This window comes from Micromonospora krabiensis, assembly GCF_900091425.1.
In the GTDB taxonomy this organism is placed as follows: Bacteria; Actinomycetota; Actinomycetes; order Mycobacteriales; family Micromonosporaceae; genus Micromonospora; species Micromonospora krabiensis.
Genome location: NZ_LT598496.1, coordinates 1,164,394 through 1,189,216, shown reverse-complemented (window position 1 = coordinate 1,189,216; position 24,823 = coordinate 1,164,394). Strand labels below are relative to the sequence as shown.

Sequence of the window (24,823 nt, the reverse complement as noted above, 5' to 3'; positions counted from 1 at the left end):
CTGGTTGACCTTGAGGCGGTGGGGACCAGCATGATCGGCGTGATTGCCCGGCGCAACGATCTTGAGGGAATCTTGCGGTGACCCTCCGTAAGGGGTGCTCTCCCCCGCCGCCGCTGACCGCGGGGTGTGCTGCTCAGCCGAGGTCGACGAGCAGGGGGCGGTGGTCGGAGATGGTGGACAGCGGGGTGTCGACGGCGGTGACCGGGGGCAGTTGGGCGACGGCGGCGCGGTCGGCGAGGATGTGGTCGAGTTGCACGCGGGGTTCGCCGGCCGGGTAGGTGTGGCGACGGCCCAGCGGGCGCCAGCCGGAGACCAGTCGGGCGACGCCGGCGGGCAGGTTGAGGTCGCCGAGTAGGACGCGGGGCGCCGGCAGGGCGCGCAGGGCGCGGACGACCTGGCGGAGCTGGCGGATGTTCCACCCGGGTACGAACGACAGGTGGGTGGCGGCGACGGTCAGCGGCCCGTACGGGGTGTCGAGGACGGCGGCGAGCACGACGCGTGGTTCGTCGCGCAGCAGGATCAGACCGCCGCGGGGGCCGGGGACGACGACGGGTGAGCGGACGGGTGCGCCCTTGAGGCGGGTGACGCGCCAGGTGCGGACGGGGTGGCGGCTGATCAGGCCGACGCCGTAGCAGGGTTCGCCGTGGCCGTCGTCGTCGTGGGTGAGGGGGCGGAAGCCCTCGCCGGGGGTGCCGACGACGGCGGCGGCGAAGCGGTGGTGGGGTGCGCCGAGGGCGCGGGCGGCGATGGCGGTGAGGTCGAGTTTGCCGCTGCGGCTCTGGTCACGGTCGACCTCCTGCAGGGCGAGCACGTCGGCGTCGAGCGCGCTGACGGCGGCGGCGAGGCGGTCGGCGTCGACGAGCCCGTCGGTCAGGGACCGTCCGTGCAGCAGGTTGAAGGTGGCCAGGCGCACTCCTGCACCCTACGACGCCGTGGCAGTCTTGCCGGGTGCTCAGGGCGTTGCTGTGTTCGATGCTGGTCTTCGTGGCGGTGGGTGCGGTGGGGGTGTGGCTGCGCCGGCGTCGGGGGTGAGGCTGGCCACAGGGTTCGGCATCGATCCTGGTCGGGTGGGCAGAATTGCCGGCCGTGGACCCCGTATCGCTGACCACCCTGCTCGCCGCGGCCGCCATGGCCGGCTGGGTCGACGCCGTGGTGGGCGGTGGTGGGTTGCTGTTGCTGCCGGCGTTGCTCGTCGCCGCGCCGGGGATGCCGGTGGCCAGCGCGCTGGGCACGAACAAGCTGGCCGCGATCGCGGGCACCACGACGGCGGCGGTCACGTTCGCGCGCCGCACCAAGATTGACTGGGGTGTGGCAGGGCCGGCGGCCGGGTTCGCCGTGGTGTCCGCGGGGGTGGGTGCGGTGTTGGCCGGGGCGGTGCCGGGGGCGGCGTACCGGCCGGTGGTGCTGGTGGTGCTGATGTCGGTGGCGTTGTTCGTGTTGCTGCGTCCCCGGTTGGGTGTGGTGGCGCTGCCGCAGCGGCGTACGCCGGCCCGGGTGGCCGCCGCGGTCGCGGTGGCGGGGGTGGGCATCGCCCTGTACGACGGGTTGATCGGTCCGGGCACGGGCACGTTCCTGGTGCTGGCGTTCACGGCGTTGGTGGGCGCGGACTTCGTGCACGGGTCGGCGATGGCGAAGGTGGTCAACGCGGGCACGAACCTGGGCGCGCTGGTGGTGTTCGGGGTGACCGGGCACGTGTGGTGGTTGCTCGGGGCGGCGATGGCGGTGTGCAACATCGCCGGGGCGGTGCTGGGCGCGCGGATGGCGTTGCGCCGGGGTGCCGGGTTCGTGCGGGTGGTGCTGCTGGTGGTGGTGGTGGCGCTGATCGCGAAGCTGGGCTACGACCAGTGGCTGGCCGGCTGACGTGCCGGTACGCGCCGAGCACGACCGGGCGGTGCTGGCCGGGCTGCTGTCGCGGGATCCGGTGCGGCACGCCTACCAGTTGGGCGACCTGGACGACTTCTTCTGGCCGTACACGTCGTGGTTCCGCCGGGACGACGAGGTGGCGTTGCTCTACCACGGGGTGGATCCGCCGACGTTGCTGGCGTTCGCCGCGCCGCCGCGGGTGGCGGCGCTGGCCGCCCTGCTGAGTGATCTGGCGCCGGTATTGCCGCCGCGTCTGTACGCGCACCTGTCCCCCGGCCTGGACGCGGCGTTGTCGCCACGGTTTCGGCTGGACGGCGCGGGCGCGCACCTGAAGATGGCGTTGACCGACCCGGCGGCGCTGGCGCGTGTGGCGCCGGCCGGGGAGCCGCTGGGCGTGGCGGACCTGCCGCAGCTGCGGGACCTGTACGCGCGGGCGTACCCGGGTAACTGGTTCGACCCGCGGATGCTGGACACCGGGCAGTATCTGGGGGTCCGCGAGGGTGGGGCGTTGGTGGCGGTGGCCGGTGTGCACGTGTGGTCGCCGGTCTACCGGGTGGCCGCGCTGGGCAACGTCACGACCGATCCGGCGGCGCGCGGTCGGGGGTTGGCGGCGGCAGTGGTGGCGGCGCTGTGCCGGCGGCTGCGGGCCAGCGTCGACCACGTGACGTTGAACGTCCGCGCGGACAACGGGCCAGCGGTGCGGCTGTACACGCGGCTGGGTTTCACACCGGTGGCCGACTACGGCGAGTACCGCCTGACCGCCCGGTAGGCGGTCAGGCGGCCCGGTGGGCGGTCAGGCGCGGCGGGTGGGCGAGTCGAACCGGCCGGCGCGGATCTCCCGCAGCGCCCGCCGGCGGGTCTCGCCGCGCAGGGTGTCGACGTAGAGGCGGCCGGCCAGGTGGTCGGTCTCGTGCTGCAACGCCCGGGCGAGGAATCCGCTGCCGGAGATGGTGAGCGGTTCGCCGTGCTGGTCGAAGCCGTGCGCGGTGGCGTGCAGCGCGCGGGGCGTCGGGAAGTAGAGGCCGGGGATGGACAGGCAGCCCTCGTCGTCGTCCTGGAGCTCCTCGGACAGCTCGAGGGTCGGGTTGATCAGGTGGCCGCGGTGCCCGTCGGCGTCGTAGACGAACACCTGGGCGTCGACGCCGATCTGCGGGGCGGCGACGCCGGCGCGGCCGGGCGCGCCGAGCAGGGTGTCCATCAGGTCGGTGACCAGGGCGCGCAGGTCGGCGTCGAAGCTGGTCACCGGCGTGCACGAGGTGCGCAGCACGGGGTCCCCGATGATCCGGATGGGGCGCATCGTCATGCCCGTCAGGTTATCGGTCGGTGTCGGTGCCGGTCGCGCCCGGTCGGTGGCGGACGAGGACCTCGATGCCGTCGAGGATGCGGGCGAGGCCGAATTCGAACGCGCGGGCCGGGTCGGCGGCGGCCTGGTACTCCTCGCCGGCTGCGGCGCCGACGCGGGTGGCGAGGGGGAACCGTCGGGGGTCCATCGCCTTCTCCAGGTAGGGGGCGTGCGCCCGCCACCACTGCTCCTCGGTCATGCCGGTGCGTTCGGCGGCCTGCGCCGCCTCGACCGCGCCGCGTACGGTGCCGTGGACGAACCCGCCGACGAGGGTGATCACGGCGTCCATCTCCAGGTCGGTCAGGCCGATGCCGTCGACGGCGCGCAGGTCACGTTCGTAGCGGGCGATGAGGTTGGGGCCCAGCGGCGGGCGGGTGGTGGCGACCTGCAGCAGCCAGGGGTGGCGCAGGTAGAGCGCCCAGTTGTCGCGGGCGACGGCTTCGAGCCGGGCGCGCCAGCCGTCGGCGGCGGCCGGCGGGGGCTCGGTGGTCTCGGCGTAGACGGTGTCGAGCATCAGGTCGAGCAGTTCGCCCTTGCCGGGGACGTGCGTGTACAGCGACATGGTGCCGACGCTGAGGCGTTCGGCGACGCGGCGCATGGACAGGGCGGCGAGGCCCTCGGTGTCGGCGAGCTCGATGGCGGCGCGGACGATCCGGTCCACGGTGAGGTCGGTGCGGCCGCGGCGGGTGGCGGGTTCGCGGGTGCGCCAGAGCAGGGCGAGGCTGCGCGCGGGGTCGCCGGTGCCGCTGTACTCGGTGGTCACCTCCGGGACTCTACCGACGCTCTTGTCGTACGGTGTACGGTACGCCGTACGGCGTGCGACCACGGCACGAGGACGAGGAGGCGCGATGGCGACCGGAACCGCGACGATCGAGGCCGAGGGGCTGCGCAAGCGCTACGGCGACACGACCGCCCTGGCGGGGCTGGACCTCACGGTGGCGGCAGGCACGGTGTGCGGGCTGCTGGGACCCAACGGCGCGGGCAAGACCACCGCCGTGCGGATCCTGACCACTCTGCTGCGGCCAGACGGCGGCCGGGCCCGGGTCGCCGGGCACGACGTGCTGACCCGCCCCGACCGGGTCCGCGCCGCCATCGGCCTGGTCGGGCAGCACGCCGCGGTCGACGAGGTGCTCACCGGTCGGCAGAACCTGGTGCTGTTCGGGCGGCTGCACCACCTGACCCGGCGGGCCGCCCGCGCCCGCGCCGACGCGCTGCTCGACCGGTTCGGCCTCGCCGACGCCGGCGACCGAGCGGTGTCCGGCTACTCCGGCGGGATGCGCCGGCGCCTGGACCTGGCCGCCAGCCTGATCCTCGCCCCGCCCGTGCTCTTCCTCGACGAGCCGACCACCGGGCTGGACCCGCGCGGCCGCAGCGAGGTGTGGGACGCCGTCCGCGCTCTCGTCGCCGACGGCACGACGGTGCTGCTCACCACCCAGTACCTGGACGAGGCGGACCAGCTCGCCGACACCGTCGCCGTCGTCGACACCGGCCGGGTCGTCGCCGCCGGCACCCCGGCCCAGCTCAAGGACGACCTCGGCGGCGACCGCCTCGACGTTATGCTGCACCACGCCGGCGACCTGGCCGAGGCGGCCGCCGTGATCTCCGCGGCGACCGGGGCCGAATGCGCGGTCGACCCGGCCATCCTGCGGGTCAGCGCGCCGGTCGGCGAGCGGGTGACCGCCCTGACCACCGTGCTGCGCGCGTTGCAGGAGGCGCAGCTGGGCGTCGCCGACGTGGCCGTCCGCCGGCCCACCCTCGACGAGGTGTTCCTGCGGCTGACCGCCGCGCGTGAGGAGGTGGCGGCGTGAGCGTTGCGGCCCTTTCCCCGCGCCGGCTGCGGTGGGCGGTCACCGACGCCCTCGTCCTGACCGGTCGGGCGGTGACCCACTGGACCCGCCAGCCGGTCGAGCTGCTCATCGGGCTGCTCTTCCCGGTGCTGCTGGTGCTGATGTTCGGCTACCTGTTCGGCGGCGCGATGGCGGTGCCGGGCGGCGGCGACTACCGGGAGTTCCTGCTGCCCGGCATGTTCGGTCTCACGATGGCGTTCGGCCTGGAGGCCACCTACACCGCCGTGGCCACCGACACCGCCCGCGGGGTCACCGACCGGTTCCGGTCCCTGCCGATGGCCCGCTCGGCGGTGGTCGCCGGCCGGGCCGGCGCCGACCTGCTCTACTCCGCCGCCGGGCTGGCCGTCATCCTGGCCTGCGGGCGGCTGGTCGGCTGGCAGTGGCGCAACGGGATGGCGGCCGCCGCCGCTGCGGTCGGGCTGCTCCTGCTGCTGCGGTTCGCGTTGATCTGGGTGGGCATCCACCTGGCCCTGGTGCTGCGCCGCCCCGAGTCGGTGATGGTGCTGCAGATCCTCGTCTGGCCGGTCGGCTTCACCTCCAACGCGTTCGCGGCGCCCGAGACGATGCCGGGCTGGCTCGCCCCGGTCGCACAGTGGAACCCGCTGTCGGCCACCGTGGCCGCCTGCCGGGAGCTGTTCGGCAATCCCGGTTGGGGTGGCGACTCGTTCGCCGCGCAGCACGCGCTGGCGCTCGCGGTGGCGTGGCCGGCGCTGCTGATCGCGGTCTTCCTGCCCCTGTCGGTGCGCCGCTACCGGCGGCTGAGCCGCTGAAACCGGCGCGGCCGGTGACGTGGCGGGCGAGCGCGTCACCGGCCGCGTGCGGTAAGACGGTCGCGACGGTTCACCGCCCAGGCGGTGAGGGCAGGCCGGCGTCGGCGATGCGCCGGCGCAGGGGCCGACGGCGTACGGCGGCGAGCACGGCGTGCAGGACGTCGGCCAGCGGCGCGGGCAGCTCGTCGTCGAGCTGGCGCAGGGCGGCGGTGGTGGCCGCCCACTCCGCCTCCACCAGCGGCAGCAGCTCACGGCCGCGGGCGCTCAGGTGCACGAGGCGTTGCCGGGCGTCGGCGCCGGGGGTGAGTTCCACCAGCCCGGCCCGGGCCATCTGCGCCACCGTCTGGCTGGCGGCCGAGTGGGTGACCCCGACGCGGCGGGCCAGGTCGCGGATCGGCAGCGGCCCGTCGGCGACGAGCACGCGCAGCGGCGGCGAGAACCGGGGGCGGTAGTCGGCGACGCCCTGCTCGGTGTAGACGGCGGCCACGTCGCCGTCGAGCACGTCGAGGACGTGCCGCAGCAGCGTCCCCAGGGCCTCCCCGTCGGGCACGGCGTCCGTCACCCCGCTAATGTAACAGCGCTGTTGTATCTGAGGGAGGACGGTCATGCACCCACCCGTCGAGCCGTACGCGCACGGCCTGCTCGACGTCGGCGACGGTCAGCGCGTGTACTGGGAGACGTGCGGCAACCCCGACGGCAAGCCGGCGGTGGTGCTGCACGGCGGCCCCGGCTCGGGCGCCACACCCGGCTGGCGGCGCTACTTCGACCCGGCCCGCTACCGGGTCGTCCTGGTCGACCAGCGCGGCTGCGGCCGCAGCCTCCCCCACGCCGCCGATCCGGGCGTCGACCTGGCCACCAACACCACCGCCCACCTGGTCGGCGACCTCGAACGGCTGCGCGCGCACCTCGGCGTCGAGCGGTGGCTGGTGCTCGGCGCGTCGTGGGGCTCCACCCTCGGCCTCGCGTACGCGCAGGCCCACCCCGAGCGGGTCAGCGAACTGGTCCTGTTCAGCGTGGTCACCACCAGCCGCCGGGAGGTCGAGTGGATCACCCGTGACATGGGGCGGATCTTCCCCGCCGAGTGGGCGCGGTTCCGCGACGGGGTGCCGCCCGCCGACCGGGACGGGAACCTCGCCGCCGCGTACGCCCGGCTGCTCGCCGATCCCGACCCGGCCGTGCGGGATCGCGCGGCCCGCGAGTGGTGCCTCTGGGACGACACCCACGTGCGCACGGTCCCCGGGTGGCGTCCCGACCCCCGCTTCGCCGACCCGGGCTTCCGGATGCTGTCGGCCCGGCTGGTCAGCCACTACTGGAGCAACGCCGCCTTCCTCCCCGACGGCGCGCTGCTGGACGGCGCCGCCCGGCTGGCCGGCATCCCGGGCGTCCTGCTGCACGGCCGGCTCGACGTCAGCAGCCCGCTGGACGTGGCGTGGCAGCTGGCGCAGGCCTGGCCGGACGCCCGCCTGGAGGTGGTCGAGGCCGCCGGGCACGGCGCCGGACACGGGATCGGCGAGCGGGTCGTCGCCGCGCTGGACGACTTCGCCGCCCGCTGACCCGCCGGCGGATGTGTCAGCCCTGGCGGTCGGGGAGCATCGCCAGGGCCCGGGAGCGTTGCGCGACGAGGTCGTCGTAGGTGCCGTGGGCGCACGGCGGTGCGGCGGACGCCGCGCAGCCGAACACCCCTGACGGGCGCTCCCGCTCAGGCGCCGGCACCACCGTCGACCGGCACGATCGCGCCGGTCACCATCGACGCCCGATCGCTGAGCAGCCACGCGGCCACCTCGGCGACCTCGCGGGGCGAGGCCATCCGGCCGAGCGGGATGCGCGCCGTGATGCGCTCGACCACCCCCGGCGACGCCGCCTCCCACTTGTCGATCATCTCCGTCGCGGTGCCGCCGGGCGTGATGCCGTTGACCCGGATCCCCTGCCGTCCCCAGGTCACCGCGGCGGTCTCGGTGATGCTGTTGAGCGCCCGTTTCATCGCCCCGTACGCGGGCAGCTCCGGGTTCGCGCGGCGGCTGCCGATGCTCGACGTGTTGACGATCGCCCCGCCGCCGGCACGGCGCATGAGCGCCGCCTCGCACCTCATCGCGGTCCAGTGCCCGCGGAAGTTCACCGCGAACTGCTCCTCGACGTCCTCGTCGCTCGTCGTGTCGAGCGGGCCGGGCTGCTGGATCGCCGCGCCGTTGTTGAACGCGCCGTCGAGCCGGCCGTGCAACGCCTCGACGTGGTCGACCGCCGCGCGGATGCTCGCCCCGTCGGCGAGGTCCACCGCCACGGCGTCCGCGACGCCGTCGGCCGCGCGGACCTCGGCGACGATCTTCTCGATGGCGTCGACGCTGCGTGCGGCGAGCACGACCGCCGCGCCCTCGCGTGCGAAGAGTCGGGCGGCGGCCGCGCCGATGCCGCGGCTGGCGCCGGTGATGAACACGACCTTGCCGGTCAGCAGGCCGATCGGTGTGGTGTCGCTGTCGTTGGTCATGACACACACCTTCGGCCGACCTCGAGACCGGAGGCAGGCATCATCGGTACCAGGATCCGTCGCCGGGCGGGGTGCAGACTTGGAGGCATGGACAGGCAGGAGCTCGGGGCGTTCCTTCGGAGCCGCCGGGAGCGGCTGGGCCCACGGGACGTGGGCCTGCCCGCGGGTCCGCGGCGGCGGACACCGGGGCTTCGCCGTGAGGAGGTGGCGGTCCTCGCGCACATCTCCACGGAGTACTACGTGCGGCTCGAGCAGGGCCGAGCGCCGCGACCGTCGGGTGAGGTCCTCGCCGGGATCGCGGACGCCCTGCGGCTCACCGAGGCCGAGTCCGATCACCTGCACGTCCTCGCGGGCACCATGCCGAGCCGCACGGGCCTGCACCGGCGCGACGTGCGGCCGAGCATCCTCGCGCTGCTCGACCGGCTGCCGCAGACGGCTGCCTTCGTGACGTCCGCGGCCTTCGAGGTGCTCGCGTGGAACGACCTCGCGGCCGCGCTCATGGAGGACTTCGCCGCGCTGGCCCCGCGGGAGCGCAATCTCGCCCGCCGGGCGTTCCTCGGGCCGCCGGCGCTGTACGGGGTCTCCGACGTCACGGAGTTCCGGCACCACGTCGTCGTCAGGCTGCGATCCGCGCTGGCCCGGTATCCGGCCGACCCCGTGGTCGGTGGCCTGGTCGCCGAGCTGCGCGACGACAGCCGCGAGTTCGCCCGGCTCTGGGATCGGCACGACGTGCAGACCGCGCCGATGCTCACCAAGACGTTCCGGCACCCGGTCGTCGGGGAGATCACCGTCGACTGCGACGCGCTCACCCTCGCGGACCGCGACCAGCACCTCGTGCTCTACAGCACGCCGCCCGGGTCCCGTGACGCCGAGGCGCTGGCCTTCCTGGGTGCCGTCGGGGCCGGCTACCGCTGAGCCGCATGCCGCGGCCTCGGACGGCTCAGCGGCCGGCGAGCGCGGCGCGCACCGGGGTGGTCTTGGCGGCGGCCTCGGCCACCTCGTCCCACGGGTCGCTGTCCCAGGTGATGCCGCCGCCGGCCCAGACGTGCACCCGCTGTCCGTCGACGGCGGCGGTGCGGATGGTCAGGCCCAGGTCGACGTGGCCGGGGGCGACCCAGCCCAGCGCCCCCATGCTGGCGCCGCGGCCGACCGGTTCCAGCTCGGCGATGTGGCGCAGGGCGGCGAGCTTCGGCGCGCCGGTGACCGACCCGCCGGGGCAGACCGCGCGCAGCAGGTCCGCCAGGCCGAGACCGTCCGCGACGGCGGCGGTGACGGTGGACTCGGCCTGCCACAGGTCGCACCAGCGGCGTACGGCGAACAGCTCGTCGACGCGCACGGTCCCGGTGCGGGCGACGCGGGCCAGGTCGTTGCGCTCCAGGTCGACGATCATGATGTGTTCGGCGCGTTCCTTCGCGCTGGTCAGCAGCTCCCGGCGGCCGGCGGCGGTGGCCGGGCGGGTGCCCTTGATGGGGCGGGTCACCAGCCGGCCGTCGGTGACCGCGACGAGGGTCTCCGGGGAGGCGCAGCCGACGGCCCAGCCGGCGCCGGTCAGGGTGCCGCCGTAGCGGGCGCCGGGCAGCGCGCCGAGGCGGGCCAGGGCGGGCAGCGGGTCGCCGGTGTAGCGGGCGGCGGCGTGTCCGACGACGTTGGCCTGGTAGACGTCGCCGCGGCCGATCGCGGCGTGGACCGCGTCGATCGCCGCGGCGTGCTCGCCGGGCGTCCAGCTCTCCGCCCAGTCGCCGAGCCACCAGCCGGCCCCGGTCTGCGGGCGCACGGGTTCGGGCCGGGGGTCGCCGTGGCCGTAGACCACGACGACGACCTCGGGCAGGGCGGGCGCCGGGTTCGCCGCGCCGGACGGCGCGCCGGCGAGGAGGGCGCCGGCGGCGGCGGAGACGTAGAGGGCCGCGCCGCAGGGACCGGCGGGGTCGTGGCCGCCGGCCGGGCGGGCCAGGTCGTCCAGGGCCAGGCCGTGCGCGGCCAGGAACTCCTGCGCGATGGCGGCGGGGTCGCCGTCGTCGCCGGGCCGCCACTCCCACCGGTCGCGTTCGACGAGGGTACGGCGGCAGCCGACCGGCGCCGCCGGCACATCGACGACCCGGTGTGGGAGCGTTTCCACGACGTCCGGTCCAACCTTCCTCATCCGTTCAGTGGATTTCCTGGCTCGTACGCGTGGGCCTGCTCGATGCTGGCCACTTTCGCTTGGTACTGTGCGTCACTGGTCATGTGAACCATGACACAGTGCCCCCACAGTCCGGAGAACCCGATGTGCCAGCATCAACCGACCTGCCCCTCCGCCGACGCGACTGATCGGGAAGCCGCCCGGGTCATCGCCTGCTTCCCTGAGCAGGGCTGGAGCCTGCTCTGCAACGGAGTCATCGTCTTCGAGGACACCGGCGAGCTGCTGCCCGACGGCCGCTGCATCGCCCCGCACCGCGGGCCCGCCCGCCACGCCCTCGTCGCCTGAACAACCACGCTGCGTCACCCACCCGACGTCGACCAGGCTAGTCCCCCGGATCGGGACAACCACGCCAGGTCGACCCGCCGGGGCGGTGGAAACACCCCGCCCCGGCGTCGCCGACCTCAGCTCTCGAACGCCTCCGGCGACGGGCACGAGCAGACCAGATTCCGGTCGCCGTACGCGCCGTCGATCCGCCGCACCGGCGGCCAGTACTTCCCCGCCCGGTCCACCCCGTCCGGGTAGGCGCCCACCGATCGCGGGTACGCGTGCGGCCACTCGTCACCGCTGACCATCGCCGCCGTGTGCGGGGCGTTCGCCAGGGGGTTGTCCCCCACCGGCCACTCACCCGCCGCCACCTTGTCGATCTCGGCCCGGATCGCGATCATCGCCGCGCAGAACCGGTCCAGCTCGGCCAGGTCCTCGCTCTCCGTCGGCTCCACCATCAGCGTCCCCGCCACCGGGAACGACATCGTCGGCGCGTGGAAGCCGTAGTCGATCAGCCGCTTCGCCACGTCGTCCACGCTCACCCCGGTGGACTTCGTCAGCGGCCGCAGGTCGAGGATGCACTCGTGCGCCACCAGGCCCTTGTTGCCGGCGTACAGCACCGGGAAGTGGTCGCGCAGCCGCGCCGCCACGTAGTTCGCCGCCAGCACCGCCACCCCGGTCGCCCGGGTCAGGCCCGCCCCACCCATCATCCGCAGGTACGCCCACGGGATCGGCAGGATGCCCGCCGACCCGTACCGGGCGGCGGAGATCGCCGGCCGCGTGCTGTCGTGCCCGGCACCCGGGTCACCGGGCAGGAACGGCTGAAGGTGCGCCCGCACCGCCACCGGCCCGACCCCCGGGCCGCCACCGCCGTGCGGGATGCAGAACGTCTTGTGCAGGTTCAGGTGCGACACGTCCGCGCCGAACTTCCCCGGCTTCGCGAAACCGACCAGCGCGTTCAGGTTCGCCCCGTCGACGTACACCTGGCCGCCCGCGTCGTGGACCTTCGCGCACAGCTGCGCGATGCCCGTCTCGTACACGCCGTGCGTCGACGGGTACGTCACCATGATCGCCGCGAGCGCGTCCCGGTGCTTGTCGATCTTCGCGTCGAGGTCGACGAGGTCGACGTTACCGTCGTCGTCGCAGGCCACCACGACCACGCGCATCCCGGCCATCACCGCCGACGCCGCGTTCGTGCCGTGCGCCGACGACGGGATCAGGCACACGTCCCGGTGTCCCTCGCCGCGCTCCCGGTGATACCCCCGGATCGCCAGCAGACCCGCCAGCTCACCCTGCGACCCGGCGTTGGGCTGCACGCTGACCGCGTCGTAGCCGGTCAGCTCGGCCAGCCACCCCTCCAGCTGACCGATCAGCTCCCGGTAGCCCGCCGTCTGCTCGGCCGGCGCGAACGGGTGCACGTGCGCGAACTCCGCCCACGTCACCGGCTCCATCTCGGTGGTCGCGTTCAGCTTCATCGTGCACGACCCGAGCGGAATCATGCCCCGGTCCAGGGCGTAGTCGAAGTCCGCGAGCCGCCGCAGGTAGCGCAGCATCGCCGTCTCCGAGTGGTGGCTGGAGAACACCGGGTGGGTGAGGAACTCCGAGGTGCGCGCCAGCGCCGGCGGCAGCGCCACGTCCACGGCGCCGTCGAACGCCGGCACCCCGAACGCCGCCCACACCGCCTCCAGGTGCGCCCGCGTGGTCGTCTCGTCGCAGGACACCCCCACCCGGTCGGCGTCGACCAGCCGCAGGTTCACGCCCCGCTCGGCGGCCGCCGCGACCACCTCCGCGGCCCGGCCCGGCACGCTCGCGGTCACGGTGTCGAAGAACGCGACGTCCGCGACCTGCACGCCCCCGGCGCGCAACCCGGCCGCGAGCCGCCCCGCCATCTCGTGCGTACGCGCCGCGATCGCCCGCAGCCCGTCCGGCCCGTGGTACACGGCGTACATGCCGGCCATCACGGCGAGGAGCACCTGCGCGGTGCAGATGTTGCTGGTCGCCTTCTCCCGGCGGATGTGCTGCTCGCGGGTCTGCAACGCCAGCCGGTAGGCCGGGTTGCCATCGGCGTCGCGGGACACCCCGACGAGCCGGCCGGGCAGCATCCGCTCCAGGCCGGAGCGCACCGCGAGATAACCGGCGTGCGGGCCACCGAAGCCCATCGGCACACCGAACCGCTGGGTGGTGCCGGCGGCGATGTCCGCGCCGATCTCCCCGGGCGCGCGCAGCAGCGTCAACGCGAGCAGGTCCGCGGCGACGGTGACCAGCGCACGGACGCCGTGCGCGGCCTCGACCAGCGCCGCGTGGTCGCGGACCGCCCCGCACGCCCCCGGGTACTGCAGGTGCAGGCCGAAGAACTCACCCGGCAGGTCCTCGACGTCCAGGTCGAGCACCCGCACCTCGATGCCCAGCGGCTCCGCCCGGCTGGCGATCACCGCGACGGTCTGCGGCAGCGCGTCCGCGTCGACGACGTACACCGGGCTCTTGCTCTTGGACGCGCGGCGGGCGAGGGTCATCGCCTCGGCCGCCGCGGTGCCCTCGTCCAACATCGACGCGTTCGCGGTGGCCAGCCCGGTCAGGTCCGTGACCATCGTCTGGAAGTTGAGCAGCGCCTCGAGCCGACCCTGGCTGATCTCCGGCTGGTACGGCGTGTACGCCGTGTACCAGGCCGGGTTCTCCAGCACGTTACGGCGGATCACCGCGGGCGTGTGCGTGCCGTGGTACCCCAGGCCGATCATGGAGACGGCCACGGTGTTGTGGCCGGCCAGGGCCCGCAGCTCGGCGATGGCCTCGGCCTCGGTCGCCGGGTCCGGCAGGTCCAGGGTGCCGTGCCACCGGATCACCTCGGGGATCGCGGCGTCCATCAGCTCGTCGATCGAGCCGTAGCCGACGGCCTCCAGCATGCGGCGTTCGTCGTCCGGCCCGGGGCCGATGTGACGGGTGGCGAACTGCTCTGTGGTCATGGGCGGCGCTCCCGGGGGGCGAGGTCGACAGGTCGGCCTCCCCCTCTGTCGCACCCGCGCGGCGCTCCACAGTGCCTGCCCCGCGAGGTCCTTTTGCCTGAGAGGTTCCGGGGAGGATTTGCCCCTTCGGCGCCGCCCTGATGCTGCCTGGGCGGTCTCTCCCACGCGGGTGTGACCGGCACCGTCAACGCTACCAGCGCACGGGTTTCCCACAGATGTCGTACCCCGCCACGGTGATCATCGGCACCTGCCGCCGGTCCCTCGTCAGGCCGGCGCGGCAACCCCCGCGGGCACCGACCCGGAACCGGCCGGCGTCGGGCCGAGCGTGCGGTCGGCCAGCGCGGGCAGCACCCGCCCCAGCGGCGCGTCGACCGTCAACGCCGCATACCCGTCACCCCGTGTCACCCCCTGGTTGACGATCACCACCGGAATGTTCCGTTTCGCCGCCCGCAGCACGAACCGGCGACCCGACATCACCGTCAACGACGACCCCAACACCAACAGCAGCCGCGCCCGCTCCACCAGGTCGAAACAGCGCGCCACCCGCGGCGCGGGCACCGTCTCGCCGAAGAACACCACGTCCGGTTTCAGCATCCCGCCGCCGCAGAACGTGCAGTCCACCACCCGGAACCCGGCCACGTCCGCGTCGTCGAGGTCCACGTCACCGTCCGGGTTCACCGCGGCGACCCGCGCGTCGAACCCCGGGTTCGCCTCCCGCAACCGCCGGTCCAGCTCCTCCCGCGACGTCCGGTTGCCGCAGCCCAGGCAGGCCACCTCGTCCAGCCGCCCGTGCAGCTCCACCACCGACGGGCTGCCCGCCGCCGTGTGCAACCCGTCGACGTTCTGCGTGATCACCGCGTCGACCAGGCCGCCGTGCTGCAGGCGGGCCACCGCGCGGTGCCCGTCGTTCGGCTCCGCCCGGGCCATCAACCGCCACCCCAGGTGGCTACGCGCCCAGTACCGCCGCCGGGCCAGCGGGTCGCGGGTGAACGCCTGGTACGTCATCGGCGTGTGCCGCCGCGCGACCCCGCTGGGCCCCCGGTAGTCCGGGATCCCCGACTCGGTGGACAACCCGGCCCCGCTCAGCACCACGACCCCACCGCCGGCCACCCGCCGCGCCAGCACGTCGAACGTCTCCTCCACGCCGTCCATGCTGCCTCAACGCCCGTGCGCCCGCCCACCGGTAGGTTGGCGGTATGCGCGTCGTCATCGCCGGAGGCCACGGCAAGATCGCCCAACTGGTGGAGGCCGAACTCGCCGGCCGCGGCGACACCGCCGTCGGCCTGATCCGCAACCCCGACCACGCCGCCGCGCTGACCGCGGCCGGCGCCGAACCGGTCGTCTGCGACCTGGAACACACCACCGCCGCCGACCTGGCCGCACACCTCACCGGCGCCGACGCGGTCGTCTTCGCCGCCGGCGCCGGCCCCGGCAGCGGCGCCGCCCGCAAGGACACCGTCGACCGGGCCGCCGCCGCGCTGCTCGCCGACGCCGCCCAGCACGCCGGGGTCCGCCGCTACCTGCTGGTCTCCTCCATGGGCGTGGAAGGCCCCCCGGCGCCCGACACCGACCCGGTGTTCGCCGCCTACCTGCGCGCCAAGAAGGCCGCCGAGGACGACCTCACCGCCCGCGACCTGGACTGGACGGTCCTGCGCCCCGGCCGGCTCACCGACGACCCGCCCACCGGACGCATCGCCCTGGCCCGGCACGTCGACCGTGGCGCGGTCAGCCGCGCCGACGTGGCCCGGGTGCTCGTCGCCCTGCTCGACCGGCCGGCCAGCGCCGGGCGGATCCTGGAGCTCGTCGGCGGGGACACCCCCCTCGACGACGCGGTCACCGCCGCCGTCAGCTGACACCGCCGGCCCCGCCGCGCCGGACGACGCGGGCGCTCCCGGTCGGCCCACGCGCACCCGCGGACCGACCGGGAGCGGATCACCGCTGCTGGTGCCGCGGCAACGCCGCCGGCTGCGCACCACCGGCCACGAACGGCGCCCCCGGCGTCTCCTTCGCGATCCGGTCCATCGTCCGCGCCAGGTGCTCACTGCCGTCGTCGAGGTGCCGCGCCGCCGCCTGCATGTGCGAGATCATCATCTCGCCGAAGATCCGCAGCGCCTCCCGGGTGGCGACCGTGTCGTCGAAGCTCGACCCCGCCGAACTGCGGTAGTCCTTCACCGCCCGTTCGGCCTCCTGCTTCGCCTCCTCCGCCGCAGCCTGCATGTAGCTCTCGTACTGCACCCGCGCGTACTCGGCGACCCGCCGCGCGTAGTCGTGCGCCTGGGCGATGATCTGCTCCGCCTCCCGCTGCGCCGCCGAGAGCAGATTCACCTCCTTGGCCGCCGGCACGTTCGCCGCCGCGTTCTTGCTCGGGATCACCCCGTGCCGGTGCAGCTCCACTCGGTCGTTGAGCCGCTCGTTCTCCGCACGCAGGTTCGCGATCTGCGCCGACAACACGTCCAGCTCGTCGGCCACCTGCATCCGGAACCGGTCCACGTCCGCGTTGTCGTAGCCACGCCGCGTGAACGACGCCGCCGCGAACTCCCACCGACGCACCCGGTCGGCCGTCATCCGCACCTGGACGCCGCCGGACACCTGAATCCCGTCGTACCTGCTGATCGGGGTCGCGCTCACCGGCTCGCCCTTCCGTTCGTCACTGCGGGGCTCGTCAGCGCACTCCGTACGCTCACCGCACACCCCCGAGATTGTCTGGGGAGGACGCCTGCTCCACCGCCGTCCGCCACGCCGGGCCGTACCAGTGCTTCCCGAACCCCTCGTGATGCACCTGACCGGCGTGGTAGCCGGCCCGACCCAACGCCTGCACCGAGTACGACACCATCTCGTCGGAACCACACACGTACACGTGCCGGGAACGCCAGTCAGCGTCGGTCAACGCCCGGTCCGCCACCTGCACGAACTCCCCCGGCCGCTGCGGATCCACACCGATCACGTACGTCACCGTCAGCCACGGGTACGACGACGCGAACTTGTCGATCGCGTCGGTGTCGTACAGCTCGGAACGCGACCGCGCCCCCACGTACAGGTCGACCCGGCGGCGGGAACCCTCCGCCGCGACCTGCTCCACCAGCGCCTTCACCGGCGCCCACCCGGTGCCGCTGGCCAGCAGCAGCAGATCACTGGAACCGGCCGACCACAACGTCAACCGATCCCCCACCGGCGCCGCCAGGTGCACCTGGTCACCCACGGCCGACCCGTACACCAGCCGCGACGACACGGCACCGCCCGGCGCCGCCCGCACGTGCAGCTCCAGGGTGCCGTCCGCGCGGGGCGCGTTCGCCGGCGAGTAGTACCGCCACGACCGCACCGACGGGTGCGACACCCCGATCGACTGCCCCGCGGTGAACGGCAGCAGATACTGCGGACGCAGCGTCAACACGGCAACGTCGAACGCCCGCCGCTCGTGCGCCACGATCTCCGCGACCCACCACGGCGGGTTCACCGCCTCCGCCGCCTGCGCGGCCTCGATCATCACCTGCGCCACCAGGCCGTACGCGGCCGTCCAGTCCTGCGCCAACTCCTCGGTCCACTGATCGGCGAGGAAGTGCTGCAGGGTGGCGACCAGCGCCTCACCCACCGCCGGGTAGTGCTCGGCGCGCACCGCGAACTTCCGGTGGTCGGCGCCCAGGTCCTGCAGGAACCCGACCAGCCGGTCCACCTGGTCCACGTTGGTGACGATGTGCGCCAGCGCGGTCACCAGCCGGTCCCGCTGACCCGCCATGTTCGTCGGGAACATCTGCCGGGTCTCGGGGTGGGCCAGGAACAACGTCGAATAGAAGTAGAGCGGCACCTGGTCGCCGTGCGCGGCGACCAGGGACCAACTCTGCTTGAGCCGTGCCGCGTCCACGTTCAGACGCCCGGACGGGTCCCGCTGGCCACCACCTGGTCCTGCACCTGACCCAGAACGGTCTGCACGTCCGCCAGGATGTCGGCCGGCACACCCAGCTCGGTCAGCGTCACCGTCAGGTGCTCACCGACCTTCGCGTAGTGCGCCACCGGGATGTTCAGCGGCTGGTGAGCCTCGGCCAGCCCACGGCCGGTGTACTCGTTCGGCCCACCGAGCACCACGGTCAGCATCAACGCCAGGTGCCGACGCTGACCCACCATGTCCACGTCGGCGAAGTAGCCGGCGAGGTCCGGGTCGGCGAGCACCTTGTCGTAGAACAGCTCGACGGCCGCCTTCACCGAACTGGCACCACCGATGCGCTCGTAGTGCGAAACGGGGGCGGTCTCTTCCGTAACCGTCACGGTTGTTCCTTCCAGGGTGGAGGGTCGCGCGGGGTCGGCGCGGAGGGGGCATCACGCCGCGCGGTACGCGATGCCATCTTCTCGGGCAGCATCGGCACCAAACGGCCGTGTCGGACCATAGCGTGTGAACGACCCCCGGTCACGGCCCCCCTATCGGATTCCTGACAGCAGCCACCCACGCAGCGTCACCACCACGAACACACGCAGGCATCGTGCGGGCACCACCGGTGATCGCCGGTGGACGGCGACCCCATCGACCGTCCACCATGGAACCCTCGACGCCCCGCCGGACCGGCAGGCACGGCACCTCCGGTGACCACCGGCGACACCCACCACCGCGCACCGGCCACGACCGCCGCCGCGAGAAACACCACCGCCCCGACCGCCGTCGCCACCGCGCCCGCCGACACCACCACCAACCGGCACACAGCGTCACCACAACACGGGAAAGACGTCGCAAACACCACGGGGACGCGACACGCCCATCGACCCGGCACGGCCCGCCATTTGGTACGCCCCACCGGCGCGACCCGGGCCGCGCGCAACTCATCCCTTACCCCAACCCCCCGATCACGGGGAGGGGCCAGACCCGCTCCTCAGCCGGCGCGGCGACGCGCCCGCCGGGCCGCCAACTCGTCGCCCGCCCGATCCGGCGTCGCCTCCGGCTCCACGGCACCCGCCCCGGCCGCCGGCTCCGCCGGCAGATGCGACAGCGAACCCTGGATCTCCTTGAACGCCCCACCGATCGCGATGCCGAACACCCCCTGGCCACCCTGCAACAGGTCGACCACCTCCTCCGGGGAACGACACTCGTACACCGTCGTCCCGTCCGAGATCAGCGTGATGCCCGCCAGGTCCTCCACCCCACGCGACCGCAACGCGTCGATCGCCTTGCGGATGTTCTGCAACGACACCCCGGCGTCCAGCAGACGCTTCACGACCTTCAACACCACCAGGTCGCGGAACGAGTACAACCGCTGAGTGCCCGAGCCCGACGCGTCGCGCACACTCGGCACCACCAGCGACGTCCGCGCCCAGTAGTCCAGCTGACGGTAACTGATGCCCACCGCGTGACACGCCGTCACACCCCGGTAGCCCACCGAACCGTCACTGTCCGTGGCCCACCCCGGCGGCGCCACACCCGGCTCGTCCAGTTCCGTACCCGCATCGGAATTCCGCGGCTCGTGCATCCGGACAACCTCCCCGCCAGTGCGGTGACGCGTCGTTTCCGGGACGCGCACCCCTCGACACGGCAACCCTATAGGGAGGCTCAAGGGTTACCACGGAGAAACCGCCGCGACACGCCGCGCAGCCACCAGGAAGATCACCACACACATCCGGCGTCACCCACAGTGACGCCGGACGGGAACACCACGACCGACCCCCGACCGGAGGGCCGACCCGGCGCACTCAGCCCGCGAAATCCTCCGGCCGCACCTGATCCAAGAACTCGCGGAACTTCTCCACCTCGTCCTCCTGCTCGTCCGGGATGACGATCCCCGCCTCACTGAGGACCTGCTCGGCACAACGAATGGGAGCCCCCACCCGCAACGCCAACGCGATGGAATCGCTCGGCCGCGCCGACACCCGCACCCCGTCACCGATCAACAGATCAGCGTAGAAGACGTTCTCCTTGAGCTCGGTGATCTCCACCGCCCGCAACGGCGCCTCAAGCGCCGCCAGCACATCCCGCAACAGATCATGCGTCAACGGCCGGGCCGGTTTGACCCCCTGCTGCTCGTAAGCGATCGCCGTGGCCTCCACCGCGCCGATCCAGATCGGCAGATAGCGGTCGCCCTCGACCTCCCTGAGCAGGACGATCGGCTGGTTACTGGGCAGCTCAACCCGAACCCCGACCACGCTCAGCTCGCGCACCGCCGCCTCCGTGTCGTTGTCACCTACGCCGCACCGCGCCCTTCCCTGCACGGTACACGGACCGCGACACGGCCGTCCCACGCGCTATCCGCACCACGCCCGCGCCAGAAAGGGGTTACCCCGGCAAGCCTACGACACGCTTCCCGGAACAGATCTTTCCGCTCGGCCTCCCACCGGCACCCCGACGGCAACCGGCTCACCGACCCAACGTCGACCGCAGACCCACCCGCACCAACGCCGCATGCAGCTGCTGCGACAACGCCACCAACTCCCGCGCCGTCTCCGCCGCCCGCGCCCGCGCCGCCGGATCACTCTGCCGCGCCAACGGCGCCACCAACTGCGCGAACAGACCGACCTCCCGATCCGCCGCCGTCCGGTAACCCCGCAGATGCCGAGGCTCCAACCCGTACGCCGCCAGACCCGCCACCGCCCGCGCGATGATCAACGCATCACCGTCGTACCAACCCGGCGGATCCGACACGACCACACCGAGCCGCTCCAACTCCGCCAACGTCGACTCGTCGATCCCGCTGCGCGCCACCAGATCCACGCGGCCCAGCCGAACCTCCGCCGACGACTCCGCGGGCTCCTCCGCACGACCCGGCACCTCACCACCCGGGCCCACCGCCACCAGAGCCGGACGCGACCGACCCGGCGCCGAACCGGTCGCGTCCCACTCCGCCAACTGCTCCCGGATCACCCGCAACGGCAGGTACTGATCCCGCTGCGCGGTCAGCACGAACCGCAACCGCGCGACGTCGTCCCAGCCGTACTTCCGGTAACCCGCCGCCGTCCGCTGCGGCTCCACCAGCCCCTCGGCCTCAAGAAACCGCAACTTCGAGATCGTCACGTCCGGGAAATCCGCCCGCAACTGCCCCAGCACCTCGCCGATGCTCATCAGCGGCTGGGAGCGGGCCACCCCCGACGGCGTGGAGGCCGCAGGCTCGTTCACCCGCGGCCGGCCTCCTCCTCCGGACGCGGACCGGCGATGAACACCACCCGGAACTTGCCGATCTGCACCTCGTCACCATTACTCAACGTGGCCGCCTCGACCCGCTCCCGGTTCACGTACGTGCCGTTGAGACTTCCCACGTCCCGCACCGTGAACGTCCCACCGTCACGGTGGAACTCCGCGTGCCGCCGCGACACCGTCACGTCGTCCAGGAAGATGTCACTGTCCGGGTGCCGCCCACTCGTCGTCACATCGTGGTCCAACAAGAACCGGGCGCCCGCGTTCGGACCCCGACGAACCACCAGCAGCGCCATCCCGGGCGGCAACGAACCGGACATCCGGCTCGGCACCACATCGGTGTCCGGCCCCTCCAGCACTTCGTCGAGCGAACCGAGATTGAGCGTCGAAGTGACGTCGAGTGGGGGGAACTCGTCGTCTGGCCGCGTCATGGGACCACCTCACGGATCTGATCGGTCGGCGTCGGGTAATGGCGGGTCTGGCCGCCGGGCAGTCGCACACCCGGCGGCTGGCTCCCCGTGCCAGGGAAGGCAATTCCGCAACGCTCAACTATTGGGTTCTCGGTCGACTGGGCGAGCCTAGCCAGCGCCGAAATGCAGGGCAACCGGACGCGCGGACTCAACAAGCGCACCGGATCAAGCAAACTCAGCTCTCGGTCAACTCGCGGTAAGCGCCCGCAGTCAGCAGCCCGTCCACCGCCGTCGGATCATCAGGAGTGATCTCCACCAACCAACCCGCACCGTACGGGTCCGTGTTGATCACCTCGGGGGTGTCACCGAGCGCCTCGTTGCGCGCGGACACCGTGCCACTGACCGGGGAGTAGATCTCCGACACGCTCTTCGTCGACTCGATCTCACCCAGCGAGTCACCCGCGGCCACCGTCGCCCCGGGATCGGGCAACTGCACATACACGATGTCACCCAGCGCGTCCTGCGCGAAGTGCGTGATGCCGACCCGGACCGAACCCGTGCCGTCACCCGCCACCCACTCGTGCTCGGCGGTGTAACGCAGATCCTCAGGAATCACCAGACGCGTCCTTCATCCATCGGTGCACCGGGCCACCCGGCGCGGGCCGCGCCGGTCAGGAGACCGGACGGGCGTGTTCCAGCTTGATCGGCGCGTGCAGTGCCGAAACCTCGGCAACCTCACGATCCTCAACGATCACGTTACCGCCGTCATTCTGGACCGACGCCACCACCCCACCGGGAATGTTCAACGCCGTACGCATCGTCGCCGGATCACCGATCACCGTGATCGTGTACGGACCCGTCAACCGCCGCCCGTCCACCACCAGCGAACCGTTCTCCCCGTCCAGGAAGTACGTCGACGCGATGATCCGCGCCGTCGCCCGATCCCCACCCGAGATCTGCATCGCCTCCGCGCCAGCACCCCGCAGCTCCTGCACCGCGTCCAGCACCCGCATCGCCGAGATCGGCTTGCCACCCGCCGTGAACCGCACCGACAACCCGGGCCCCTTCGCCGGCAACGTGCCCGCCAGGATGCCCAACTCGTCCGCCCGCCGCGTCGCCTCCTCCAGCGCCGCCTGCCGGCCCTGCTCACCGGAGCGCAACTGCCGCTGACTCTCCTCCAACGCGGCGATGTCCTGCCGCAGCCGGTTCTCCCGCGCGTCCAGATCCGACAGAATCCGGACCAGGTCCTCCTGCCGCGTCGCCCCCAACGTCGGATCCGTCGACGTCGTCTTCAACTGCACCACCAGGGTGAACCCCAGCAACGCCAACAGAGCGGCGATCATCACACCCGCCGCCGACACCCGCGACCGCGCGGGAACCGCCGCACCGGCGTCCGCGGCGACCGGCTCCACGCCCGCCTCCCCGGCGGACCGCGACAGGTCCACCGTCGCGTCGTCGACCGGCTCCACACCGGGACCGGGACGCTCCGCCCCGCCCGGCTCGTCCACCGGCCCGTCCGGCACCAACGGGCTCAACTCGTCCGGGTCCGGCGCGTCCGGCCGCGGGTCCGGCTCACCAGCCGGACCCGAAGGCCGCCCCGGACCCGCCGGCTGCGGCCACCCCGTCCCGGTCTCGGTCTGCTCGTCACTCATCGCCACCAACCTACGCCCGGAACAGGTGCCGGCGAATGGCCGCCACGTTCCCGAAGATCCGCACCCCGAGCACGACCACCACACCCGTGGACAGCTGACCACCCACGCCCAACTGGTCACCCAGGTACACGATCAGAGCCGCCACCAGAACGTTCGAGATGAACGACACCACGAACTGCTTGTCGTCGAAGATCCGGTCGAGCTTCGCCCGCACCCCACCGAACACCGCGTCCAACGCGGCCACCACGGCGATCGGCAGATAGGGCTGCAACGCCGCGGGCACGGTGGGATCGAGCCACACCCCGAGAACCACACCGGCGAGCAGCGCCAGCACCGCGATCATCGACCACCTCCGGAGGGGCTGGGGGACGTCCCGGAACCGGACGACCCGGGACTCGCCGACCGGCCACCCGACGGCGCGGGGCTCGGACTGACCGGCGGCTCCGCGTAGCGTAGCTGCGGCTCGGGAGCGGACGGCAGGGTGAGGTCGTCGGCCTCCCGCACACCGAACGACAGGCCGGTCTTGTCGGCCACCTCCCGCATCAACTCCGCGCTGCGACTCTGCTCGAACCGGCGCTTCATCGACCCCGGCCCGATCGCCGCGACCTCGTACGGCCCGGTCACCGGGCGGAAGTCGACCAGGATCGCCTCGCCCGCGAACCGGATCGTCGACGTCGCCGTCAACCGCTGACCGTTGATCGCCACCGCCTCCGCGCCGGCGCTCCACAGGGCGTTGGCCACCCCCTGCAGGTCGCTGTAGAGCACCCGGGACGGCCCCACGCCCGCACCGGTCACCGCGTCCGCCTGGCCGGGGGCGTCCGCCAACCGCACGACCACCCCGTCACCACGGACCCGGCCCATCCCGGTGCCCGCCTCCAGGTCCCGCAGCCGCGCCGCGGCGGAGTCGCTCAACGCCGCGTCCCGCTGCCGGCTCACCTCCGCCCGCAGCCGGTCCGCGCGCGCCGACAACTCGTCGGTCGCCGCCTCCCGCTCCTTGATCTGGGTCACCAGCCCCGACCGGGCCTGCGCACGCCCCGGCTCGTCCTCCAACGTCTGCCGGTACGCCACCGCCAGGAGGAAGCCCAGCACCAGCAGCACCACCACGGTGACCGTCCGCGCCGACCGGGCCCGCCACGCCGGCGGAGGGTCCTCCCGCCGCCGGGCCGCCGCGTCGGCGTAGCCCGGGTCGAGCGGGTTGCGGAACAGCTCCGTGAGGAAGTCCGGCGCGTACACCCGCGTGGGGCGCTCGCGCTCGTCGCGTTCGGTCATGCCGAGGCCCCGGCGCTCCGGGCCGCGCGCACGAGCCGCGCCGCCTGGACCACGTACATGGCGCCGGCCACCCAGTAGAGCACCAGACCCCACCACGCCAGCGCCCAGCCGATCGCGCCGGCGACGTCGGCGGCCCCCGGGGCGGCGGCCGCGAGCAGCAGGGTCGGGAACGCGGCGAGCAGCAGGAACGTGGCGGTCTTGCCCACGTAGTGCACCGGCGGCGGGCCGTACCCGAAGCGCCGCAGCACCCCGAGCGAGCCGAGCAGCAGCAGCTCCCGCGCCAGCAGGGCCGCCGTGAACTGCCACGGCACCACGTCCCGCGCGGTGAACGCGACCAGCGTGGCGAGGATGTAGAGGCGATCGGCGAGCGGGTCGAGGAGCTCACCCAGCCGGCTCACCTGGCCCAGGCGCCGGGCGACCCAGCCGTCCACCCAGTCTGTCGTGCCGCCCACGGCGAGCACCACCACCGCGGCGACGTCCGCGTGGGCTCCCAGGAGGAGATAGAGGAACAGCGGGACACCGAGCAGGCGCAGGAAGCTGATCAGGTTGGGCACGGTGAGCACCCGGTCCCCCGTCGCGACCCCGCCGGTGGCCTCCGGACGATCTGCCCCAGCCGGCCGACGCGACACCGAACCTCCTCCGCGGCACGACCGGACGCCCAGCCGTTCTCGGGCGGCGCG

Annotated in this window: 28 protein-coding genes and 1 riboswitch; of the genes, 8 read left to right on the top strand and 20 right to left on the bottom strand. The window is 73.3% G+C overall.

Annotation, left to right across the window (positions count from 1 at the left end; translation table 11 throughout):
- Window positions 1-133: 133 nt before the first annotated feature.
- A complete protein-coding gene (locus GA0070620_RS05165; protein ID WP_091588800.1) occupies window positions 134-913 on the bottom strand; it encodes an endonuclease/exonuclease/phosphatase family protein in 780 nt (259 codons plus the stop codon).
- 173 nt (window positions 914-1,086) lie between these two features.
- Between GA0070620_RS05165 and GA0070620_RS05160 the strand changes: the two genes are divergently transcribed.
- Together GA0070620_RS05160 and GA0070620_RS05155 are read left to right on the top strand one after the other, a co-directional pair.
- Window positions 1,087-1,860, top strand: coding sequence for a sulfite exporter TauE/SafE family protein (locus GA0070620_RS05160; RefSeq protein WP_269456560.1), 774 nt, complete (start codon window positions 1,087-1,089; stop codon window positions 1,858-1,860).
- A gap of 1 nt (window position 1,861) precedes the next feature.
- On the top strand, window positions 1,862-2,632 hold the full coding sequence (locus tag GA0070620_RS05155) for a GNAT family N-acetyltransferase (protein ID WP_091588799.1): 771 nt from the start codon (window positions 1,862-1,864) through the stop codon (window positions 2,630-2,632).
- Window positions 2,633-2,656: 24 nt separating this feature from the next.
- Here the strand turns inward: GA0070620_RS05155 and def are convergent, their stop codons facing one another.
- Window positions 2,657-3,166 carry a peptide deformylase gene (def, locus tag GA0070620_RS05150; RefSeq protein ID WP_091588798.1) on the bottom strand — a complete coding sequence of 170 codons (510 nt, stop codon included), beginning with the start codon at window positions 3,164-3,166 and terminating at the stop codon, window positions 2,657-2,659.
- A gap of 10 nt (window positions 3,167-3,176) precedes the next feature.
- The gene (locus GA0070620_RS05145; protein WP_091588797.1) at window positions 3,177-3,968 is read right to left on the bottom strand and encodes a TetR/AcrR family transcriptional regulator; all 792 of its coding nucleotides are present in this window, start codon (window positions 3,966-3,968) and stop codon (window positions 3,177-3,179) included.
- 85 nt (window positions 3,969-4,053) lie between these two features.
- On the opposite strand from GA0070620_RS05145, the gene GA0070620_RS05140 reads away from it, so the two are divergent.
- Window positions 4,054-5,013 carry an ATP-binding cassette domain-containing protein gene (locus GA0070620_RS05140; protein WP_091588796.1) on the top strand — a complete coding sequence of 320 codons (960 nt, stop codon included), beginning with the start codon at window positions 4,054-4,056 and terminating at the stop codon, window positions 5,011-5,013.
- A complete protein-coding gene (locus GA0070620_RS05135) occupies window positions 5,010-5,822 on the top strand; it encodes an ABC transporter permease (protein WP_091588795.1) in 813 nt (270 codons plus the stop codon). Before GA0070620_RS05140 ends, GA0070620_RS05135 begins: the two co-directional genes overlap by 4 nt.
- Window positions 5,823-5,892: 70 nt before the next feature.
- Here the strand turns inward: GA0070620_RS05135 and GA0070620_RS05130 are convergent, their stop codons facing one another.
- Window positions 5,893-6,384 carry a MarR family winged helix-turn-helix transcriptional regulator gene (locus GA0070620_RS05130; protein WP_197677553.1) on the bottom strand — a complete coding sequence of 164 codons (492 nt, stop codon included), beginning with the start codon at window positions 6,382-6,384 and terminating at the stop codon, window positions 5,893-5,895.
- Window positions 6,385-6,427: 43 nt separating this feature from the next.
- On the opposite strand from GA0070620_RS05130, the gene pip reads away from it, so the two are divergent.
- Window positions 6,428-7,375, top strand: a complete 948-nt coding sequence (gene pip, locus GA0070620_RS05125; RefSeq protein ID WP_091588793.1) for a prolyl aminopeptidase — start codon at window positions 6,428-6,430, stop codon at window positions 7,373-7,375.
- 146 nt (window positions 7,376-7,521) lie between these two features.
- On the opposite strand, the gene GA0070620_RS05120 is transcribed toward pip, so the two are convergent.
- Entirely contained in the window at window positions 7,522-8,304 is a 783-nt protein-coding gene (locus GA0070620_RS05120; RefSeq protein ID WP_091588792.1) for an SDR family NAD(P)-dependent oxidoreductase, read from the bottom strand.
- An 87-nt stretch (window positions 8,305-8,391) separates the two neighbouring features.
- Here GA0070620_RS05120 and GA0070620_RS05115 point away from each other — a divergent pair, with 87 nt between their 5' ends.
- Window positions 8,392-9,219 carry a helix-turn-helix transcriptional regulator gene (locus GA0070620_RS05115; protein WP_091588791.1) on the top strand — a complete coding sequence of 276 codons (828 nt, stop codon included), beginning with the start codon at window positions 8,392-8,394 and terminating at the stop codon, window positions 9,217-9,219.
- A 25-nt stretch (window positions 9,220-9,244) separates the two neighbouring features.
- On the opposite strand, the gene GA0070620_RS05110 is transcribed toward GA0070620_RS05115, so the two are convergent.
- On the bottom strand, window positions 9,245-10,444 hold the full coding sequence (locus GA0070620_RS05110) for a chorismate-binding protein (protein ID WP_091588790.1): 1,200 nt from the start codon (window positions 10,442-10,444) through the stop codon (window positions 9,245-9,247).
- Between the two features lie 123 nt (window positions 10,445-10,567).
- Between GA0070620_RS05110 and GA0070620_RS05105 the strand changes: the two genes are divergently transcribed.
- Window positions 10,568-10,768: a DUF5999 family protein gene (locus GA0070620_RS05105; protein ID WP_091588789.1), complete on the top strand. Its 201-nt coding sequence runs from the start codon at window positions 10,568-10,570 to the stop codon at window positions 10,766-10,768.
- A 116-nt stretch (window positions 10,769-10,884) separates the two neighbouring features.
- On the opposite strand, the gene gcvP is transcribed toward GA0070620_RS05105, so the two are convergent.
- On the bottom strand, window positions 10,885-13,707 hold the full coding sequence (gene gcvP / locus GA0070620_RS05100) for an aminomethyl-transferring glycine dehydrogenase (RefSeq protein WP_091588788.1): 2,823 nt from the start codon (window positions 13,705-13,707) through the stop codon (window positions 10,885-10,887).
- A gap of 75 nt (window positions 13,708-13,782) precedes the next feature.
- A riboswitch (glycine riboswitch) is annotated at window positions 13,783-13,881 on the bottom strand.
- 90 nt (window positions 13,882-13,971) lie between these two features.
- Window positions 13,972-14,859: an NAD-dependent protein deacetylase gene (locus tag GA0070620_RS05095; protein ID WP_091588787.1), complete on the bottom strand. Its 888-nt coding sequence runs from the start codon at window positions 14,857-14,859 to the stop codon at window positions 13,972-13,974.
- A gap of 44 nt (window positions 14,860-14,903) precedes the next feature.
- On the opposite strand from GA0070620_RS05095, the gene GA0070620_RS05090 reads away from it, so the two are divergent.
- Window positions 14,904-15,560, top strand: coding sequence for an SDR family oxidoreductase (locus tag GA0070620_RS05090; protein ID WP_091588786.1), 657 nt, complete (start codon window positions 14,904-14,906; stop codon window positions 15,558-15,560).
- A 79-nt stretch (window positions 15,561-15,639) separates the two neighbouring features.
- On the opposite strand, the gene GA0070620_RS05085 is transcribed toward GA0070620_RS05090, so the two are convergent.
- The 12 genes from GA0070620_RS05085 to GA0070620_RS05030 form a co-directional block, all read right to left on the bottom strand.
- Entirely contained in the window at window positions 15,640-16,335 is a 696-nt protein-coding gene (locus GA0070620_RS05085) for a DivIVA domain-containing protein (RefSeq protein ID WP_091598064.1), read from the bottom strand.
- 52 nt (window positions 16,336-16,387) lie between these two features.
- Window positions 16,388-17,566 carry a globin domain-containing protein gene (locus GA0070620_RS33960; RefSeq protein ID WP_091588785.1) on the bottom strand — a complete coding sequence of 393 codons (1,179 nt, stop codon included), beginning with the start codon at window positions 17,564-17,566 and terminating at the stop codon, window positions 16,388-16,390.
- 2 nt (window positions 17,567-17,568) lie between these two features.
- Complete coding sequence (locus tag GA0070620_RS05075; protein ID WP_091588784.1) at window positions 17,569-17,967, bottom strand: group I truncated hemoglobin; 399 nt, start codon at window positions 17,965-17,967, stop codon at window positions 17,569-17,571.
- A 596-nt stretch (window positions 17,968-18,563) separates the two neighbouring features.
- On the bottom strand, window positions 18,564-19,157 hold the full coding sequence (locus GA0070620_RS05070; RefSeq protein ID WP_091588783.1) for a MerR family transcriptional regulator: 594 nt from the start codon (window positions 19,155-19,157) through the stop codon (window positions 18,564-18,566).
- A gap of 220 nt (window positions 19,158-19,377) precedes the next feature.
- Complete coding sequence (locus GA0070620_RS05065) at window positions 19,378-19,842, bottom strand: bifunctional nuclease family protein (RefSeq protein WP_091588782.1); 465 nt, start codon at window positions 19,840-19,842, stop codon at window positions 19,378-19,380.
- Window positions 19,843-20,038: 196 nt separating this feature from the next.
- Complete coding sequence (ftsR, locus tag GA0070620_RS05060; RefSeq protein WP_172836558.1) at window positions 20,039-20,740, bottom strand: transcriptional regulator FtsR; 702 nt, start codon at window positions 20,738-20,740, stop codon at window positions 20,039-20,041.
- A 50-nt stretch (window positions 20,741-20,790) separates the two neighbouring features.
- A complete protein-coding gene (odhI, locus tag GA0070620_RS05055) occupies window positions 20,791-21,243 on the bottom strand; it encodes an oxoglutarate dehydrogenase inhibitor Odhl (RefSeq protein WP_007071101.1) in 453 nt (150 codons plus the stop codon).
- A gap of 214 nt (window positions 21,244-21,457) precedes the next feature.
- Window positions 21,458-21,838 carry a glycine cleavage system protein GcvH gene (gene gcvH, locus GA0070620_RS05050; protein WP_091588780.1) on the bottom strand — a complete coding sequence of 127 codons (381 nt, stop codon included), beginning with the start codon at window positions 21,836-21,838 and terminating at the stop codon, window positions 21,458-21,460.
- A 55-nt stretch (window positions 21,839-21,893) separates the two neighbouring features.
- On the bottom strand, window positions 21,894-22,874 hold the full coding sequence (locus tag GA0070620_RS05045; protein ID WP_091588779.1) for a DUF881 domain-containing protein: 981 nt from the start codon (window positions 22,872-22,874) through the stop codon (window positions 21,894-21,896).
- 10 nt (window positions 22,875-22,884) lie between these two features.
- Window positions 22,885-23,217: a small basic family protein gene (locus tag GA0070620_RS05040; protein ID WP_091588778.1), complete on the bottom strand. Its 333-nt coding sequence runs from the start codon at window positions 23,215-23,217 to the stop codon at window positions 22,885-22,887.
- The gene (locus tag GA0070620_RS05035) at window positions 23,214-24,143 is read right to left on the bottom strand and encodes a DUF881 domain-containing protein (RefSeq protein WP_091588777.1); all 930 of its coding nucleotides are present in this window, start codon (window positions 24,141-24,143) and stop codon (window positions 23,214-23,216) included. The genes GA0070620_RS05040 and GA0070620_RS05035 overlap by 4 nt, the downstream gene beginning before the upstream one ends.
- Window positions 24,140-24,772, bottom strand: a complete 633-nt coding sequence (locus tag GA0070620_RS05030; RefSeq protein WP_091588776.1) for a CDP-alcohol phosphatidyltransferase family protein — start codon at window positions 24,770-24,772, stop codon at window positions 24,140-24,142. Before GA0070620_RS05030 ends, GA0070620_RS05035 begins: the two co-directional genes overlap by 4 nt.
- Window positions 24,773-24,823: the final 51 nt, after the last annotated feature.

Excerpts from the sequence above, each read along its gene's own strand:
- def (WP_091588798.1), bottom strand. The coding sequence starts at position 3,166 with ATGACGATGCGCCCCATCCGGATCATCGGGGACCCCGTGCTGCGCACC.
- GA0070620_RS05140 (WP_091588796.1), top strand. The coding sequence starts at position 4,054 with ATGGCGACCGGAACCGCGACGATCGAGGCCGAGGGGCTGCGCAAGCGC.
- pip (WP_091588793.1), top strand. The coding sequence starts at position 6,428 with ATGCACCCACCCGTCGAGCCGTACGCGCACGGCCTGCTCGACGTCGGC.
- GA0070620_RS05120 (WP_091588792.1), bottom strand. The coding sequence starts at position 8,304 with ATGACCAACGACAGCGACACCACACCGATCGGCCTGCTGACCGGCAAG.
- GA0070620_RS05115 (WP_091588791.1), top strand. The coding sequence starts at position 8,392 with ATGGACAGGCAGGAGCTCGGGGCGTTCCTTCGGAGCCGCCGGGAGCGG.
- GA0070620_RS05110 (WP_091588790.1), bottom strand. The coding sequence starts at position 10,444 with ATGAGGAAGGTTGGACCGGACGTCGTGGAAACGCTCCCACACCGGGTC.
- GA0070620_RS05105 (WP_091588789.1), top strand. The coding sequence starts at position 10,568 with ATGTGCCAGCATCAACCGACCTGCCCCTCCGCCGACGCGACTGATCGG.
- gcvP (WP_091588788.1), bottom strand. The coding sequence starts at position 13,707 with ATGACCACAGAGCAGTTCGCCACCCGTCACATCGGCCCCGGGCCGGAC.
- GA0070620_RS05095 (WP_091588787.1), bottom strand. The coding sequence starts at position 14,859 with ATGGACGGCGTGGAGGAGACGTTCGACGTGCTGGCGCGGCGGGTGGCC.
- GA0070620_RS05090 (WP_091588786.1), top strand. The coding sequence starts at position 14,904 with ATGCGCGTCGTCATCGCCGGAGGCCACGGCAAGATCGCCCAACTGGTG.
- GA0070620_RS05070 (WP_091588783.1), bottom strand. The coding sequence starts at position 19,157 with ATGCACGAGCCGCGGAATTCCGATGCGGGTACGGAACTGGACGAGCCG.
- ftsR (WP_172836558.1), bottom strand. The coding sequence starts at position 20,740 with ATGAGCATCGGCGAGGTGCTGGGGCAGTTGCGGGCGGATTTCCCGGAC.
- odhI (WP_007071101.1), bottom strand. The coding sequence starts at position 21,243 with ATGACGCGGCCAGACGACGAGTTCCCCCCACTCGACGTCACTTCGACG.
- GA0070620_RS05045 (WP_091588779.1), bottom strand. The coding sequence starts at position 22,874 with ATGAGTGACGAGCAGACCGAGACCGGGACGGGGTGGCCGCAGCCGGCG.
- GA0070620_RS05040 (WP_091588778.1), bottom strand. The coding sequence starts at position 23,217 with ATGATCGCGGTGCTGGCGCTGCTCGCCGGTGTGGTTCTCGGGGTGTGG.
- GA0070620_RS05035 (WP_091588777.1), bottom strand. The coding sequence starts at position 24,143 with ATGACCGAACGCGACGAGCGCGAGCGCCCCACGCGGGTGTACGCGCCG.